The sequence below is a fragment of the Kribbella sp. NPDC005582 genome (assembly GCF_040605415.1).
GTDB lineage: Bacteria > Actinomycetota > Actinomycetes > Propionibacteriales > Kribbellaceae > Kribbella.
Map to the genome: position 1 here is coordinate 83,654 of NZ_JBEXCU010000011.1, position 16,379 is coordinate 100,032.

Here is a 16,379-nt window from a genome sequence, read left to right on the forward strand (position 1 = left end):
AACAACGAAACACCCCGAGTCCCTGGTGGGCTCGGGGTGTTGTCGTCTCTGCCGGTCGTCGCCGTCAGCCGGCGTGCCGGCGGCGGAGGATCATGCTGCGCAGCCGGGCCAGCAGCAGGTCGAACTCGTCGAGCAGATCCGAGGCCTCGGTGGTCCCGCGGCTCAGGTACCAGCGCCACGACGGCGGTAGCAGCCGGGCGCGCCAGCGGCGGCGGGCCGTCGCCTGCTTCCACAGTGCCTTCCGGATGATGGTGGTGTCCGGACGGAGATCCGTGATCAGGTCGGCCTGACCGGCGTACCGCATGGCTTCGATGCTGCGGGAGAGCCGCAGCGCCGACGGATGTGCCTCGTCGGGCAGCTTGGTCGCGAGCCATTCGCCGACCTGCCGCGGTGTCGAGACATCACTCCAGTCCAGCCCGAGGTCGCGCGAGGTGTCGCGGATCTCCGACCACAGTCCCTCGGCGCCGACCCGGCCCGGCGGCCGGGCGAAGCGCCGGCGGCGGTTGAGGCTACGCAGGATCCACGGAATCAGCAGCACCAGTACGACGATCGCCACGATCCCGAGCGTTCGAGCGCCACCGTTGCTGAACCAGTTGCCGTTGTCGAAGGCGACGGTGCCGTTGTCGTCGTTCAGGTTGCGGCCGTTGTTGGGCTTGTCGATCTCCGGGTCTTGGGTCTGTCCCGGAGTGGTCGGCGCGGTGGTCGGCGCCGTGGTCGGGGTGGTCGAGCTCGAGGACGGGACCGTCCAGTCCGGCGTGCTGGCGACGCGCGTGGCCGGGGTCGGCTCGAACCGGACCCAGCCGATGCTCTCGAAGTACAGCTCCGGCCAGGCGTGCATGTCGTGCATGCGGACCGTGTACTGACCGTCCTTACCGGCTTGGCCGGGCAGGAAACCGATGCCGACCCGGGACGGGATTCCGGCGATCCGCGCCATCAACGCCATCCCGGTCGCGAACTGCTCGCAGTACCCGGTCTTGTTGTCGATCAGGAAGTCCCGGAGCGCCTTCATCCCGCTGCCGCGCTGGTTCTCGACGCTGTAGGTGTAGTTGCCGTCGGTGCGGAACCACTTCTGCAGCGCGACGGCCGCGGCGTACTTGTTGCCGTCGGCGCCTGCTGTGATCCGTTGGGTCAGCTCGGTGACCTCGGTCGGCACATTGCGCGGCAGCAGGTCGGTGACCGGGTCCGGCGCACCGCGGAAGACCGTGTTCCGCAACTGCTCGTCGGTCGGGCGCAGGTCGTAGGCGGTCACGCTGTACTTCTTGCCGGCAACGACCGCGCCGTCGCTCGACGAGACGTCCAGCGAGCTGGCGTCGTACTGCCAGTTGCGGTGCAGTGAGATCGACTGGGCGGGGTAGGGGATCGGGGCGAACTGGGACCGGAAGTTCCGGCTGATCTCGATCTGCAGCTTCATCTTCGGCACCCGATCGCGGTCGCCGGTGAACCCGGGCGGCGGGACGAGCTCGTCCTTGATCTCGCGGCCCTGGCCCCGGTTGGAGATCCGCCAGGTGTTGCCGTCGAACTGGTCGAGCGAGGTCAGCCGCAGGTAGGTGCCGCCGGACGGTCCGCCCTTGTAGGTCAGGGCGACCTCGTTCGGTCCGCGTTTGAGGTTCTTGCCCATGTCGAGCATCGGGTCGGTCGTGGAGATCGACGTACCGAGCCCGGTGCCACCCCCGGTGCCGCCCGCCAGGCCATTGCCGATCACGCCCTCGGGCAGGGTCGGGAGCAGCGCGGGGACGAGTGCGGCCAGTGCCACCACGCTCAGCCCGATGCGGCGCCCGGCCTGGCCGAGCGCCGAGGCCTCGACAGGCTCGGCCGCATCCAGATGCGAGACCCCGGAGATCCGCCGTCCCCACCGGCTGAGCCGGCTCCGGCCTTCGGCGGACAGCAGCACGATGTAGCCGATCGCCGGCGGGATGAAGAGCAGCGCCGGCAAGCCGCCGTGCACGGTCGCGGCCGGCACGGTGTACATGATCAGCAAGAGCAATCCGGCCCACGCCGCCTGGCGCAGCTGGACGGCGATGACGTGGATGAGCAGACCGGCCGCCGCGATCACCGAGGTGGCGAACAGCAGCAGGTTCTCGTCCGGCGGCAGGGGAGCGCTGTACTGGTTGATCGAGTTCATCGCGCTGACCATCTGCGAGTTGAACTCGATCGCCGTCCCACCGGTCGGCAGCAGGCCGAACTTCAGCGTCTCCTTCAGAAAGAACACCGAGATCAGCTCGACGAGCACGACCAGCTGCACCACCGGTACGACGACCCGCGGCGCCCGCAGGTTCTGCAGCAGCACGCCGACGCCGGTGATGATCGCGCACAGGAACGCACTGATGAACAGGAACGGCCCCGAGAACACCGGCGTGAGCACCAACGAGCCGAGCACCGTAGCGCCCCAGGCAGCGAGTGAGATTCGGGCATGTCCGGTCATGCGATTCTCCCGGTCCTCAGTCCGAGGCCGGACCAGACGGTGGGTAACTGGTCGCCGCGGCGGACTCTGGCGACTCGCCAGCCGTTGCGGCGCAACTCGTTCTCGGTGGCGTCCGTGGCGGCGGTGAGCCGAGCCGCCTTCTCGGTCGCTTCGGCGCCGACCGCCCAGCTGGCCGCGTCGAGCACGAGGGCGACACCGGTGGCCTGGCTGGTTCGCCAGCGATTGAGTGCGGCGATGTCGTCGCCGCTGCAGGCGCCGAGGATCGCGATCACGAGACTCGGTTCCTGGGCGTGCCGGTCGACGGTGAGCAGCGGGCCGATCTCGGCGTACCGGTGTTCCTCGACGGTCGCGCACTCGGTGAGCAGCTGCTGCGATGTCAGGGGCTGGTGAATGGCGGTCGACGAGCGGTGGTTGATCGCCGAGAGCGTGGTCGGCCCGCCGAGCATCGTGGTCGCGTACCCGCGGCGGATCCGGTCGGCGCCGATCGAGGCGGCCGCGCTGACCGCCCACTCCAGGCTGGACGACGGTCCGTGGCCGTGGTGCGAGATTGTCCGGGCGTCGATGAACAGAGTGCAGCGGCTCTGCCAGGGCTGCTCTTCGCGGCGCACCATCAGCTCGCCGCGGCGAGCGGTGGAACGCCAGTGCACCCGGCGGAGGTCGTCGCCGTCGCGGTACTCGCGGACGGTCGCGTCCTCCTCGCCGGCCGAAGCGATCGCGCGCGGCCGGTTCTCACCGGAGCCGGCCCGATCCGCGCCGAGGCGGATCTCGGGCAGCTTGACGACCCGCGGCGTGACCAGCAGGTGCTGGCTGCGGGTGAACGTCCGGCTTGTCTCGACCAGCCCGAACGGGTCGGCCACGGTGAGCATCAACGGCCCGACCTGGAACAGCCCCCGGACGTCGGACTTCACCGGATAGGAGACCGTACGCCGCCAGTTCGGGCTGACCCGGTCGACGACGAACCGGGGCCGGTGCCCCAGGACATAAGGAATGCGGTCCTCGAGCAGCAGCAGTCCGGCCGGCATCCGGCCCTCGTTGCTCAGGGCGAGCTCGACGGTGGCCTGCGTCCCGACCGGGATCTGGCTCGGGGTGAGGCTACGGCGGACCTGCAGCCGGAGCCGGGTCCGGCCGACGACCAGGGCGGCGACGACCGGAAGCGCGACGAGCAGGATGCCGACGCGCAACAGGTCCTTCTGCCCGAGCAGCAGCGCACACAGCGACGCGGTGATCCCGGCCGCCACGAACGCCCGCCCTCTGGTGGTCAGCCCGCGGAGTGCCTGCCGCACGGCTCAGTCCCGACGCGTGCGAGGCAGCGGCACCGAGGAGACCAGCCCAGCGACGATGTCGGCTGCGCCGCGCCCACCGAGATGCGCTTCAGCCGCGGGAAGGACCCGGTGCGCGAGCACCGGCACTGCCAGCTCCTGGATGTCGTCGGGGAGGACGAACTCGCGGGAGTCCAGCGCGGCCGCCGCTCGGGCGGCCCGGATCAGGTGCAGCGTCGCGCGCGGCGAGGCCCCGAGCCGCAGCTCCTGCGAGCGACGGGTCGCGCCGACCAGAGCGACGGCGTACTCCTTGACGGACTCCGAGACGTGCACGGACTGCACCGTCTTCACCAGGCGGAGGATCTGCTGGCCGTCGGTGACCGCCTGCAGGTTGGCCAGTGGGTTGTCGGCGGCGTGCCCGTCGAGCATCCGCAGCTCGGCCTCCGGTGCCGGGTAACCCATCGACACCCGGGCCATGAACCGGTCGCGCTGCGCCTCGGGCAGTGGGTACGTGCCCTCCATCTCGATCGGGTTCTGGGTCGCGATCACCATGAACGGCGCCTCGAGCAGGTACGTCGTGGTGTCGACGGTGACCTGACGCTCCTCCATCGACTCCAGCAGCGCGGCCTGGGTCTTCGGTGAGGCGCGGTTGATCTCGTCGCCGACGACGATGTTCGCGAACACCGCGCCGGGCTTGAACTCGAAGTCGCGAATCTCCTGGTTGAAGACCGAGACGCCGGTGATGTCGGACGGCAGCAGGTCCGGCGTGAACTGGATCCGGCGGACGCTGCAGTCGATCGACTTCGCCAGCGCCTTGGCCAGCATCGTCTTGCCGACGCCCGGCACGTCCTCGATCAGGAGATGGCCTTCGGCCAGCAGGACGGTGACGGCCACCTCGACCACGTCGGGCTTGCCTTCGATCACCTGCTCGATCGCGCGGCGGACTCGTCCGGCGACTTCGGACAGTTCGTCGAAGTCTCCGCCTCCTGCCAGCGGGCTGGTCGCGGTGGTGGTGCTCACCCTGAGTCCTCCCCATTGATTGACGGCCGACACATTCTCACCCGGAGTGAGGGTCGGACCTAGAGCAGCGGATGTTTCGTTACCTGGCGTTTCGGTGCCCCTCCCAGCGTACGGGCGGGGGAAATCCCGGGTGCGCCCTTCGACGCCGACTGCGCCCTTCGACGCTGGAAGGCCGCGATCGGTTCGCTCCTTTCTTCTACCCGTTCCGCCGGCACCCCCACCACGTCCTCCACTTCGTCCTCCACTTCGCTCCACCAGCCCCTCCCGGAAGTTGTTTCAGGCGCAGCGACACGCGGGACACGCGGGCCCGATTTGCGCTTGGAGTGGGGAGTAGGGGGCGGAAGTTGGTTGACCGTGGGGCGAAGTGGAGTAAGGTGGAGCGCAGTGGAACCGAAGTGGTGGAAAGCAGCTCGCCTGAGACGGAGAGTCCGCAACGGGGAGGTGGAGCGTGTTCCTCGGAACTCACTTCCCCAAGCTCGACGACAAAGGACGGCTGTTCCTGCCGGCGAAGTTCCGGGACGAACTGGCGGAAGGCCTGGTGATCACCCGCGGTCAGGAACGATCGCTGGCGGTCTGGCCCGAGGCTGAGTTCGTCCAGCTGACCGAGCAGTTGAAGCAGGCGCCGATCACCAACAAGGGTGCGCGGGACTACCTACGGATGTTGTTCGCCGGAGCCTCCAACGAGGTGCCGGACAAGCAGGGCCGGGTCACCATCCCGCCGATGCTGCGCGATTACGCGGGACTGGATCGCGACTGTGTCGTCATCGGGGCGATGAACCGGGTGGAGATCTGGAACACGGAGAACTGGAACAGGTACTCCCAGGAGCAGGAGCAGGCGTTCGCCGATCTCTCCGAGGAAGTACTGCCAGGAATCTTCTAAAGGCAACAGAGCTTCTGAACAAAAGAATGAGTCTGCGGCGCGCGAGCACACCGGCCGTCCGGTGAGATCACGGGTCCGACCTCCGACTCCGAGTGTTGACGCCACTTCCCCGGCGCCAAACGACGGAGTACTTCCCCGGACGTCGTACCCGCGATCTGACCGGACGGAGTCGTCTCCGGCCTCAACTCCCACAGCAGCACGAAATCAGGGACCTGCGGGGGCAGGGTCGCTCCCGCAGCGACGAGAAGGGTCGAGCTATGGACGCGTCGGAGCGGCATGTGCCGGTGATGCTGGAGCGCGTGGTCGCGCTGCTGGCTCCCGCACTCGCGCAGCCCGGCGCTGTTTTCGTTGACGCGACCCTCGGTCTCGGCGGCCACTCGGAGGCGTTCCTCCAGCAGTTCCCCGACATCCGGCTGATCGGCCTGGACCGGGACCCGGCCGCGCTGCGGCTGGCCGGTGAGCGGCTGACGCCGTACGCCGACCGGATCACGCTCGTGCACGCCGTGTACGACGAGCTTCCGCGCGTGCTCGACGAGCTCGGCGTACCGGCGATCGACGGCATCCTGTTCGACCTCGGCGTCTCCTCGATGCAGCTGGACGAGGCCGACCGCGGTTTCGCCTACTCGCAGGACGCGCCGCTGGACATGCGGATGGACTCGACCGGTCCGACCACAGCGGCCGACATCCTGAACACCTACAGCGCGGCCGAGCTGGCCCGCGTCCTGTTCCAGTACGGCGAGGAGAAGTTCGCCCGCCGGATCGCGGACCGGATCGTGCGCGAGCGCGAGGCCGAGCCGTTCACGAACAGCGCGCGGCTGTCCGAGCTGGTCCGCAACGCGATCCCGCAGGCGGCCCGCCGGACCGGCGGTCACCCGGCCAAGCGCACGTTCCAGGCGCTGCGGATCGAGGTGAACGGCGAGCTCGAGGTACTGCGCCGGGCGCTGCCGAACGCACTCCGGGCGCTGGCGCTGCACGGGCGGATCGTCGTGATGAGCTACCAGTCGCTGGAGGACCGGATCACCAAGCAGACGCTGGCGGCCGGGACGAAGACCGACGTACCTGACGACCTGCCGGTGATTCCGGCGGGCCATGAGCCCTATCTGCGGATCCTCACCAGGGGAGCCGAGCGGCCGACCGAGGAGGAGGTCGCGGCGAACCCGCGCGCCGCCTCCGCACGCGTGCGCGCGGCCGAACGGGTCCGCGTGAAGGGAATGGTGGCCTGATGAGCACTGTGTTCAGCCCGCAGAAGGCGCGGGTCCTGCCGGCCACACCGCCGGCGAAGCGGGCGGAGCCGAAGCTGCGCGTCGTGTACGGCGCGCCGTTCCGCCCGCCGCGGATGCCGTTCGTCATCTTCGTCGTGTCGCTGCTCGCGGCCGGCCTGATCGGCCTGCTGCTGCTCAACACCGAGCTGCAGCGCGGAACCTTCGGCATCACCAAGCTGAACGAGCAGGCCGGCCAGCTGCGCGACCAGCAGGAGCAGCTGGAGAAGGAGGTCCGCACGCTGGAGTCGCCGCAGAACCTGGCGGACCGCGCGCTGAAGATGGGCATGGTGCCGAACCCGAACCCGGTCTTCCTGCGGCTGTCCGACGGCCAGGTGCTCGGCGTACCGAAGGAAGGCAAGGCCGGAACCGGTACGGCGATGTTCGGCCCCGGCACGCCGGAGGGCGTGAAGCCGCCGGCCGCCAAGCCGCCGGTCGTCAAGCCCGGTACGGCGACCAAGCCGCCGGCCACGCAGACCAAGAAGCCGCCGGCTGCCCAGACGAAGAAGCCGCCGGCGACCACGCAGACGAAGAAGCCGCCCGCCACCACCACGACCACCGGGGGATGATCGGATGACGGACCGACGGGGTAACGAGCCGCCACGCAAGGGCGGATCAGGCCGCGGCACGCCGCCGCGTTCCACCCCGTCTCGCCCGTCCGCCGCTACGGACCGCACCCGCGCCACCCCGCAGCGTCCCGAGTCGACCCGCGAGCGCCTGCTCCGCCAGGCGCGCGAGCAGCAGGAGGCGCAGCAGGCCGCGGCCGCGCCGCGCCGCCCGGTCAAGAAGGCAGCTCCGGCGGCCAAGAAGGCGGCGGCGAAGAAGGCTGCACCGCGCAAGCGCCCGGTGACGAACGACGGTCGCCCGGTCCCGCGCCGTACGGGTGAAGGTGGTCCGCGCAAGGCTCCGGCGAAGAAGACCGCTGCCAAGAAGAGCACGGCCCGGAAGCGGCCGCCGCAGAACCGTCCGCAGCCGCGTCCGAAGAAGCCGCGCGCGAAGAAGCCGCCGAAGACGCTGAAGCTGGGTCGCTCGACGCTGCGGCTGCGGCTGACCTTCGGGGTGATGGCGTTTGTGCTGTCGCTGTTCGCCGGCCGGCTGGTGCTGCTGCAGGGTGTCGACCCGGACAGCTACGCGCTCGCCGCGAGCAAGGAGAACAACAAGACGTACGTCCTGCACGCGCCGCGCGGTTCGATCACCGACCGCAACGGCGTGGAGTTCGCGGTCACCGAGGACACTGTCAGGATTACGGCGGACCCGAAGCAGACCAAGCCGGTCGCCCAGCAGTTGGTGTCGATCCTGGCGCCGAAGCTCGCCGGGTCCACCACGCCGGACAAGCTGCTCGCCGACCTGACCGCCGAGGGCCGGTACAAGGAGCTGGCCGAGAAGGTCAGCCCGCAGACGTGGAACGAGATCCAGGCCGAGATGAAGGCCGCCAACAAGGAGATCGCCAAGCAGAACAAGGGCAAGCCGGCCGACCAGAAGGCACCGGGGCTGCTCGGCCTGTACACGGAGGCGGACCCGACCCGCAGCCACCCGAACGGTTCGATCGCGGCGACCGTGGTCGGAATCACCAGCAAGGACGGCAAGGCCCTGTCCGGGCTGGAGTACGGCCTGAACGACAAGCTGTCCGGCCAGGACGGCAAGGCGATCTACGAGGTCGACGCGAACGGCAACAAGATCCCGAACGCCAACCACACCGTCGAGGAACCGCGCCCAGGGGTCGGCGTGCAGCTGACGCTGGACCGGGACCTGCAGTGGTTCGCCGAGCAACGGATCGGGGAGACGGTCCGGCAGTACCACGCCAGCGGCGGCACGGTGATCGTGCAGGAGGTCAAGTCGGGCGAGATCCTGGCGATGGCCAACTACCCGACCTTCGACCCGAACAAGAAGCTGCAGAAGTCGACCGAGCTGAACAACCCTGCCCTGGAGCGCACCTACGAGCCGGGCAGTGTGCAGAAGGTCGTCACGATGGCTGCGCTGGCCGATGCCGGGCTGATCGACCTGAACACCAAGCTCAAGGTGCCGGGCACCATCAAGCTGCCGGGCGGCTGGGTCAAGGACCACTGGGTCCACGGTGACCTGAACCTGACCATCGCCGGCGTGATCGCGAAGTCGTCGAACGTCGGCACGATCATGGCCGCGCAGCAGATGCGGATCCCGACCTTCGTGAAGTACCTGCACGACTTCGGTTTCGGTGAGCCCACCGGCCTGAACTTCCCGGGCGAGAGCAAGGGCAAGCTGATGCCGGGCGACGAGTGGCCGGAGATCACCCGCTCGAACGTCGCGTTCGGTCAGGGCCTCTCGGTGAACGCGGTCCAGGAGGCCTCCGCGGTCAACGCGGTCGCCAACGGCGGCGTCTACGTGCCGCCGAAGCTGGTCCGGAACTGGATCGAGCCGAACGGCGCCCTGACCCCGAACGAGGGCGCCCCGCCGCGCCGCGTGGTGAGCGAGAAGGCCGCCAAGGAGGTCGCCACCATGATGGAGGCGGTGACCGCGGAGAAGGGCACCGCGCCGCAGGCGGCGATCGACGGCTACCTGGTCGCCGGCAAGACCGGTACGGCGCAGCAGGTGGACTCGACGTGCAGTTGCTACCGCAAGTGGGCGACTTCTTTTGCCGGATTCGCTCCCGCGGACAACCCGCGGTTCGTTGTGTACGTCGTACTGCACGACCCGACAGGTGCTCGGGGTGGTGGCTTCCAGGGAGGACCGGTGTTCCGGGACGTGATGAGTTTCGCGCTGCAGAAGTACGCGGTCCCGCCGACGGGGGCGAAGCAGCAGAACGTCCCGATCACCTGGTGACTGAGGGTCAGGTAGGTCTCGCAGGGTCCGGAGCGGTAGCCTCTGGGCCCGTGTCCACCCCTACCGCCGCAGGCGGTGCCGTAGCAGCGATCCGACCCCGGCACGTGGTGCCGGTGGCCCTCTCCGACCTGGCGTTCCTGGTCGGGGCGGCCGCCCCTGACCGGCCGGTCGAGATCACCGGAGTCACGCTCGACTCCCGTTCCGTCCTCCCCGGCGACCTGTACGCCGCTCTGCCCGGTGCGAACACGCACGGGGCAGCGTTCGCGGCGAAGGCCGCCGAGGCGGGGGCAGCCGCCGTACTGACCGACCCGGCTGGTGCGGAACGCGCCGCCCAGACCGGTCTGCCGGTACTGGTCGTCGACAAGCCGCGCGACGTGCTCGGTGCGGTCGCCGCACAGGTCTACGGTGAACCGACGAGCCAGATGCGGCTCCTCGGCATCACCGGAACCAATGGCAAGACCACGACCAGCTTCCTCCTCGACTCGGTCCTGAGGCGGCTCGGCCCGGCCGGAATGATCGGCACGATCCAGACCCGCGTCGGAGACGAGGTCGTGAAGAGCGTGCGGACGACTCCGGAGGCGACCGACCTGCAGGCGCTGTTCGCGGTGATGCGCGAGCACTCCGTGCAGTGGTGCTCGATGGAGGTCTCCAGCCACGCTCTGGCGATGGGGCGGGTGGACGGCGCGCGGTACGCGGTGGCCGGCTTCACGAACCTCACGCAGGACCATCTGGACTTCCACAAGACGTTCGAGGAGTATTTCGCCGCCAAGGCGTCGCTGTTCACCCCCGAGCGGTGTGATCTGGCCGTCGTGAACATCGACGACGAGTACGGCCGCCGGCTGGCCGCGCAGACCGTCGTACCGCTGGTGACCGTCTCCACGACGGGTACGGCGGATTGGACGGTCACCGACCGGCACCAGTCCGACCATGGCACGACCGTCATCGACATCCAGGGCCCGGGCGAGACGCTGACCGTGGAGATCTCCCTGCCGGGGGACTTCAACGTCGCGAACGCTCTGCTGGCCACGGTGATGCTGCGGCAGGTGGATGTCTCCGCCGCGGCGATCGCCGCCGGGCTGCGCGACGCCGCCGTACCAGGACGGATGGAGCGGTTCGTCCGCGCGGACGGTGTCGCCGTGATCGTCGACTACGCGCACACCCCGGACGCCGTCGCGCTGGCGCTCCAGGCGGCGCGCACCGCGACCAAGGGCCGGCTGTTCGCGGTCGTGGGTTGCGGTGGCGACCGTGATCCCGGCAAGCGGCCGGCCATGGGCGCGGCAGCAGCCCGGACGGCGGACGTCGTGATCGTCACCGACGACAATCCGCGCAGCGAGGACCCGGCCAGTATCCGGGCCGCTGCGATCGAAGGAGCCCGGCAGGCGGTCCCGGCCGTCGACCTGCACGAGATCGGCGACCGCCGGCAGGCGATCGCCACCGCGATCGAGCTGGCCGGTCCGGGCGACACAGTCGTCGTACTGGGCAAGGGTCATGAGACAGGCCAGGACGTCGGCGGCGTGATCCACCCGTTCGACGACCGCGAAACCGTGCGTGAGTTGTTGGAGGCACAGCAGTGATCAGCGTCAGGTGCGAGGAGATCGCCGCGGCGGTCCATGGCGAGCTGGCGGGGGTGGACCCCACGGCCGTCGTCGACGGCGCGGTGGTCATCGACTCCCGCACGGCCGGCCCGGGCGGGCTGTTCGTCGCCCTGCCCGGTGAACGCGTCGACGGTCACGACTACGTCGGTACGGCGACCGAGGCCGGTGTCACGGTGTCCCTGACCACGCGCCCGATCGACGGTTGTCCCTGCATCGTCGTCGGTGACGCGCAGAAGGCGCTCGGTGACCTGGCCCGGCTGGTCATCAGCCGTCTGCCCGGCCTCACCGTCATCGGCCTGACCGGCTCGTCCGGTAAGACCAGCACCAAGGACCTGATCGCCCAGCTGATCCGCCCGTACGGCGAGACCGTGTCGCCCGAGGGCTCGTTCAACAACGAGATCGGGCACCCGCTCACCGCGCTGCAGTGCACCGAGTCGACCAGGTTCCTGGTCGCCGAGATGGGTGCCCGGCACGCGGGAGACCTGTTCTACCTGTCCGGGATCACCCCGCCCAAGGTCGGCCTGGTGCTCAACGTCGGGACGTCGCACATCGGCGAGTTCGGCTCGCAGGACAACATCGCGCAGGCCAAGGGTGAGCTGATCGAGTCGGTGGTCCCGGGCGGCACCGCCGTCCTGAACGCCGACGACCCGCGGGTTGCCGCGATGGCGAGCCGGACGAGCGCCAAGGTGCTGACCTTCGGCGAGGCCGGCAGCGCGGATGTCCGCGCGACGGATCTGAAGCTGGACGGCGAGGGCCGGCCGAGCTTCACCCTGCGGATCGGTGACTTCAGCCGCGAGGTTCAGCTCAAGTTCATCGGCGAGCACTACGTCTCGAACGCGTTGGGTGCGGCCACCGTCGCCCACGCCGTCGGGCTGACCCCGGAGCAGATCGCCGACGGCCTGGTCGCGGCCGCGCCGGTCTCGGCGGCCCGGATGGAGATCTTCGAGCGTGCCGACGGCGTCACGATCATCAACGACGCCTTCAACGCCAACCCGGACTCGACGCGGGCCGCGCTCAAGGCGCTGGTCGCGATCGGCCGTTCCCGCGGCGCCCGCACCTGGGCGGTGCTGGGGGAGATGCTCGAGCTCGGCGACACCTCGACCGAGGAGCACGACTCGATCGGCCGGCTGGTGGTGCGGCTGGACGTGAACCGGCTGCTGGTCGTCGGTGAAGGCGCCAAGCCGATCCACCTCGGTGCCTCCCTCGAGGGTTCCTGGGGCAACGAGTCGGCGTACGTGCCGACCATCCCCGAGGCACTCGACGTACTGCGGTCCGAGCTGCGCAAGGGCGACGTCGTCCTGGTGAAGTCGAGCAAGGCCTCGAAGCTGCGCAGCCTGGCCGAGGCGCTGATCGGGGAGGGCGTGCAGTGATCTCGATCCTGTTCGGCGGTGCCGTCTCGATGGTGCTGACCCTGATCGGTACCCGCTGGGCGATCGCCCTGCTGGCCAAGCGCGGTTACGGCCAGGAGATCCGCACCGACGGCCCGACCTCGCACGCGACCAAACGCGGTACGCCGACCATGGGCGGTCTGGTCTTCATCATCGCGACCATCGTCGGGTACTTCGCGGCGAAGCTGTTCACGATGACCGAGCCGACCGCGTCGGCCTTGCTGGTGCTGTTCCTGCTCGCCGGGTGTGGCGCGGTCGGCTTCGTCGACGACTTCATCAAGATCTTCCGGCAGCGGAGCCTCGGGCTGCGCAGCAAGGCGAAACTGGCCGGACAGACGATCGTCGCGGTGACGTTCGCGGTGCTCGCCCTGCAGTTCCCGGACGCGCGGGGGCAGCGGCCGGCGTCGCCGTTCATCTCGTTCATCCGGGACATCAGCTGGCTGGAGCTGCTGCCGTTCCTGGTCGTCGTCTGGCTCCTCCTGCTGATCAACGGCATGTCGAACGCCGTCAACCTGGCCGACGGTCTGGACGGATTGTCCGCCGGTGCGTCGATGATGGTGTTCGGCGCCTACACGCTGATCTGCATCTGGCAGTTCAACCAGAGTTGTGCGACCGCGCCCGGCTCGAAGTGTTACGAGGTGCGAGATCCCCACGACCTCGCTGTCGTTGCGGCCGCGTTGACCGGTGCGTTGTTCGGCTTCCTGTGGTGGAACGCCTCGCCGGCCAAGATCTTCATGGGCGACACCGGTTCGCTCTCACTGGGTGGCGCCATGGCCGGCCTCGCGGTGATGACCCGCACGGAGCTCCTGGTCCTGCTGCTCGGTGGGCTGTTCGTGATGATCACCGCCTCGGTGATCCTGCAGGTCAGCATCTTCAAGTTCACCAAGGCCACCACCGGCACGGGGAAACGGCTGTTCCTGATGACGCCGCTGCACCACCACTTCGAGATGCTCGGGTGGGAGCAGATCAACGTCGTGATCCGGTTCTGGATCATCCAGGGTCTCTGCACCGTGATCGGGCTCGGACTGTTCTACGCGGAATGGGTGGCCGGATGACCCTCACCAATCGCACCGACGACGGCTGGGCGACGACGCGGTTCGTCGTCCTCGGCTTCGGTACGGCGGGCTACGCGTGCGCCGACTCGTTGTTGCAGGCCGGCGCCGAGCATGTGCTCGTGCTCGACGACCGCGACAACGAAGACCTGCGGGAGAAGGCGCAGGTCCTCGAGGTGCTCGGCGCGACCGTCACCTTCGGCCCAGGCAGTACGGCGACCCTCCCGCCCGAGGTCGACGTCGTGGTGACGTCGCCCGGCGTACCGCCGACCGCGCCGTTGCTGGCGCAGGCGGCCGAGCGGGACGTGCCGATCTGGAGCGAGATCGAGCTGGCCTGGCGGCTGCGCGATCCGGCCAACGCCGCGCCCTGGTTGTGTGTCACCGGCACCAACGGCAAGACCACGACCGTACAGATGCTGACCGCGATGCTGACCGCCGCCGGCCACCGTGCCGTTGCTGCGGGCAACATCGGGCTGCCGCTGCCGCAGGTCGTCATGGACCCCGAGCCGTACGACGTGATCGCGGTCGAGCTGTCCAGCTACCAGCTGCATTTCACGCACTCGCTGTCGGCGCACTCGGCCGCCGTACTGAATCTGGCGCCGGACCACATCGACTGGCATGGCTCGATGGACGCCTACGCGGCGGACAAGGGCAAGATCTTCGAGAACTGCCAGGTCGCGTGCGTGTACAACGTCGCCGACCCGGTCACCGAGCGGCTGGTCGAAGAGGCCGACGTGATCGAAGGCTGCCGCGCGGTCGGCTTCACCCTCGGTACGCCGGGCCTGTCGATGGTCGGCCTGGTCGAGGACCTGCTGGTCGACCGGGCGTTCGTCGAACAGCGGCAGACCTCCGCACTGGAGCTGGCCAAGCTAGAGGACGTCGACCCGCCGGCTCCGCACAACGTGGCGAACGCGCTGGCCGCGGCGGCGCTGGCCCGGGCCTTCGGCGTACCGGCGACCGCGGTCCGCGACGGGCTGCGCGGCTTCCGTCCCGACAAGCACCGGATCGCGCACGTGGCGGAGGTTGCCTCGGTCAACTATGTGGACGACTCCAAGGCCACCAACCCGCACGCGGCCCAGGCGTCGCTGCTCGCCTACGAGCACGTCGTGTGGATCGCGGGCGGCCAGGCCAAGGGGGCGACCTTCGACGATCTGGTGATCGCCGCCAAGGAGCGGCTGCGGGCAGTCGTGCTGCTCGGTCAAGATAAGGCCGTGATCGCGGAAGCACTTGAACGACACGCACCCGATGTCCCGAGGATCGTCGTCGAGTCAACCGACACTGGAGCCATGGAGATCGTGGTGGGGGAAGCGGCGAAGGTGGCACAGGTGGGCGACACCGTGCTGCTGGCGCCGGGCTGCGCATCCTGGGACATGTTCGCCAACTACGGAGCCCGTGGGGACGCCTTCGCCGAAGCCGTACGCGGCCTCGCGGACTGACCCGGGGGTGATCGCGTGACGTCGATCGCTGATCCACCGGACGAGCGCAAGGCCCGGGCGCCGGAGCGGCCCTGGGTCGCGGCGATCCGCGAAGTGCTCGACCGGCCGCTGACGTCGTACCACATCCTGCTCGGCGCCACCGGCCTGTTGCTGGTGCTCGGGCTGCTGATGGTGCTGTCGGCCTCGAGCGTGCTGTCGCTGCGATCCAACGGCAACAGCTACACGATCTTCATCCGGCAGCTGATCTGGGTCGGTGTCGGTCTGCCGATGGCGTACGTCGCCTCCCGGATGACGCCGCGGCACTTCCGGATGCTCGCGTACATCGCGCTGCTGGGTGCGGTGCTGCTACTGGTGCTGACCTATGTGCCAGGCCTCGGCAAGGGTGTCAAGGGCAACAACAACTGGCTGACCCTCGGCGGTCCGCTGCAGATCCAGCCGAGCGAGTTCGCCAAGCTCGCGCTGGTGATGTGGTGCGCGGATCTCTATGCCCGCAAGCAGAAGCTGCTCACCCAGTGGAAGCACCTGCTGGTGCCGATGATCCCGGTCTGCGGCCTGATCATCGCGCTGGTCGTCGGCCAGCACGACCTGGGCACCTCGCTGGTGCTGATGGCGATCATGATCGGGATGATCTGGGTGGTCGGTGCGCCGACCCGCCTGTTCGTCGCGACGATCGCCGTGGTCGGCCTGATCGCGACGTACTTCGTCCGGACCGCCGATCACCGGATGGCCCGGGTCACGTCGTTCATGAACCCGTTCGCCGACCCGACCGCGATCGGCTGGCAGGCGTACCACTCGTTCTACGCGCTCTCGACCGGCGGCTGGTGGGGCGTCGGGATCGGCAACAGCCGGCAGAAGTGGGGCAACCTGCCGGAGGCGCACACCGACTTCATTTTCTCGGTGATCGGTGAGGAGCTCGGCCTGTTCGGGTCACTCACCGTGCTCGCCCTGTTCCTCACCCTGGCCTACGCCGGGTGCCGGATCGCGACCCGGAACACCGAACCGTTCGTCCGCTACGCGGCCGCCGGAATCACGGTCTGGATCATGGCCCAGACCCTGGTCAACCTGGGCGCCGTGATCGGACTGCTACCGATCGTGGGAATTCCGCTCCCGCTTTTGTCGTACGGTGGTTCCGCACTGCTGCCGACGCTGATCGCGATCGGCATGCTGCTGTCCTTCGCGAAGGTCGAACCCGGTGCGCAGGCCGCTCTCAAGGAGACGAGACGGTCCCGGTTCCGGTGGCTGCCGTCGCGTTCGTCCTGACCAGAAACG

Annotated in this window: 12 protein-coding genes; 9 read left to right on the forward strand and 3 right to left on the reverse strand. The window is 69.1% G+C overall.

Translation table 11 applies throughout. The features are described 5' to 3' along the window. Positions 1–64 precede the first annotated feature (64 nt). From ABZS29_RS38090 to ABZS29_RS38100, 3 genes are read right to left on the reverse strand one after another with little or no spacing between them, the layout of a single operon-like run. Positions 65–2,422, reverse strand: coding sequence for a DUF3488 and transglutaminase-like domain-containing protein (locus ABZS29_RS38090; protein WP_355469888.1), 2,358 nt, complete (start codon positions 2,420–2,422; stop codon positions 65–67). Then, a complete protein-coding gene (locus tag ABZS29_RS38095; protein ID WP_355469890.1) occupies positions 2,419–3,705 on the reverse strand; it encodes a DUF58 domain-containing protein in 1,287 nt (428 codons plus the stop codon). Before ABZS29_RS38095 ends, ABZS29_RS38090 begins: the two co-directional genes overlap by 4 nt. Positions 3,706–3,708: 3 nt before the next feature. Further along, a complete protein-coding gene (locus tag ABZS29_RS38100; protein WP_355469892.1) occupies positions 3,709–4,701 on the reverse strand; it encodes a MoxR family ATPase in 993 nt (330 codons plus the stop codon). A gap of 448 nt (positions 4,702–5,149) precedes the next feature. Between ABZS29_RS38100 and mraZ the strand changes: the two genes are divergently transcribed. The 9 genes from mraZ to ftsW all read left to right on the forward strand — a co-directional run bounded on the left by mraZ (position 5,150) and on the right by ftsW (position 16,370). Continuing rightward, entirely contained in the window at positions 5,150–5,581 is a 432-nt protein-coding gene (gene mraZ, locus ABZS29_RS38105; RefSeq protein WP_132166723.1) for a division/cell wall cluster transcriptional repressor MraZ, read from the forward strand. 257 nt (positions 5,582–5,838) lie between these two features. After that, a complete protein-coding gene (rsmH, locus tag ABZS29_RS38110) occupies positions 5,839–6,804 on the forward strand; it encodes a 16S rRNA (cytosine(1402)-N(4))-methyltransferase RsmH (protein WP_355469894.1) in 966 nt (321 codons plus the stop codon). Then, positions 6,804–7,409 (forward strand): hypothetical protein, encoded by a 606-nt coding sequence (locus tag ABZS29_RS38115; RefSeq protein ID WP_355469896.1) that lies wholly within the window; start codon positions 6,804–6,806, stop codon positions 7,407–7,409. The genes rsmH and ABZS29_RS38115 overlap by 1 nt, the downstream gene beginning before the upstream one ends. A 4-nt stretch (positions 7,410–7,413) precedes the next feature. Continuing rightward, positions 7,414–9,639 carry a penicillin-binding protein 2 gene (locus tag ABZS29_RS38120; RefSeq protein ID WP_355469898.1) on the forward strand — a complete coding sequence of 742 codons (2,226 nt, stop codon included), beginning with the start codon at positions 7,414–7,416 and terminating at the stop codon, positions 9,637–9,639. 50 nt (positions 9,640–9,689) lie between these two features. Then, complete coding sequence (locus tag ABZS29_RS38125) at positions 9,690–11,213, forward strand: UDP-N-acetylmuramoyl-L-alanyl-D-glutamate--2,6-diaminopimelate ligase (RefSeq protein WP_355469900.1); 1,524 nt, start codon at positions 9,690–9,692, stop codon at positions 11,211–11,213. Then, on the forward strand, positions 11,210–12,604 hold the full coding sequence (murF, locus tag ABZS29_RS38130; protein ID WP_355469902.1) for a UDP-N-acetylmuramoyl-tripeptide--D-alanyl-D-alanine ligase: 1,395 nt from the start codon (positions 11,210–11,212) through the stop codon (positions 12,602–12,604). Before ABZS29_RS38125 ends, murF begins: the two co-directional genes overlap by 4 nt. After that, positions 12,601–13,677 (forward strand): phospho-N-acetylmuramoyl-pentapeptide-transferase, encoded by a 1,077-nt coding sequence (mraY, locus tag ABZS29_RS38135; protein WP_355469904.1) that lies wholly within the window; start codon positions 12,601–12,603, stop codon positions 13,675–13,677. Before murF ends, mraY begins: the two co-directional genes overlap by 4 nt. Then, the gene (murD, locus tag ABZS29_RS38140) at positions 13,674–15,110 is read left to right on the forward strand and encodes a UDP-N-acetylmuramoyl-L-alanine--D-glutamate ligase (RefSeq protein ID WP_355469905.1); all 1,437 of its coding nucleotides are present in this window, start codon (positions 13,674–13,676) and stop codon (positions 15,108–15,110) included. The genes mraY and murD overlap by 4 nt, the downstream gene beginning before the upstream one ends. A gap of 15 nt (positions 15,111–15,125) precedes the next feature. After that, positions 15,126–16,370, forward strand: a complete 1,245-nt coding sequence (gene ftsW / locus ABZS29_RS38145; protein ID WP_355469907.1) for a putative lipid II flippase FtsW — start codon at positions 15,126–15,128, stop codon at positions 16,368–16,370. The last annotated feature ends 9 nt before the right edge of the window (positions 16,371–16,379 follow it).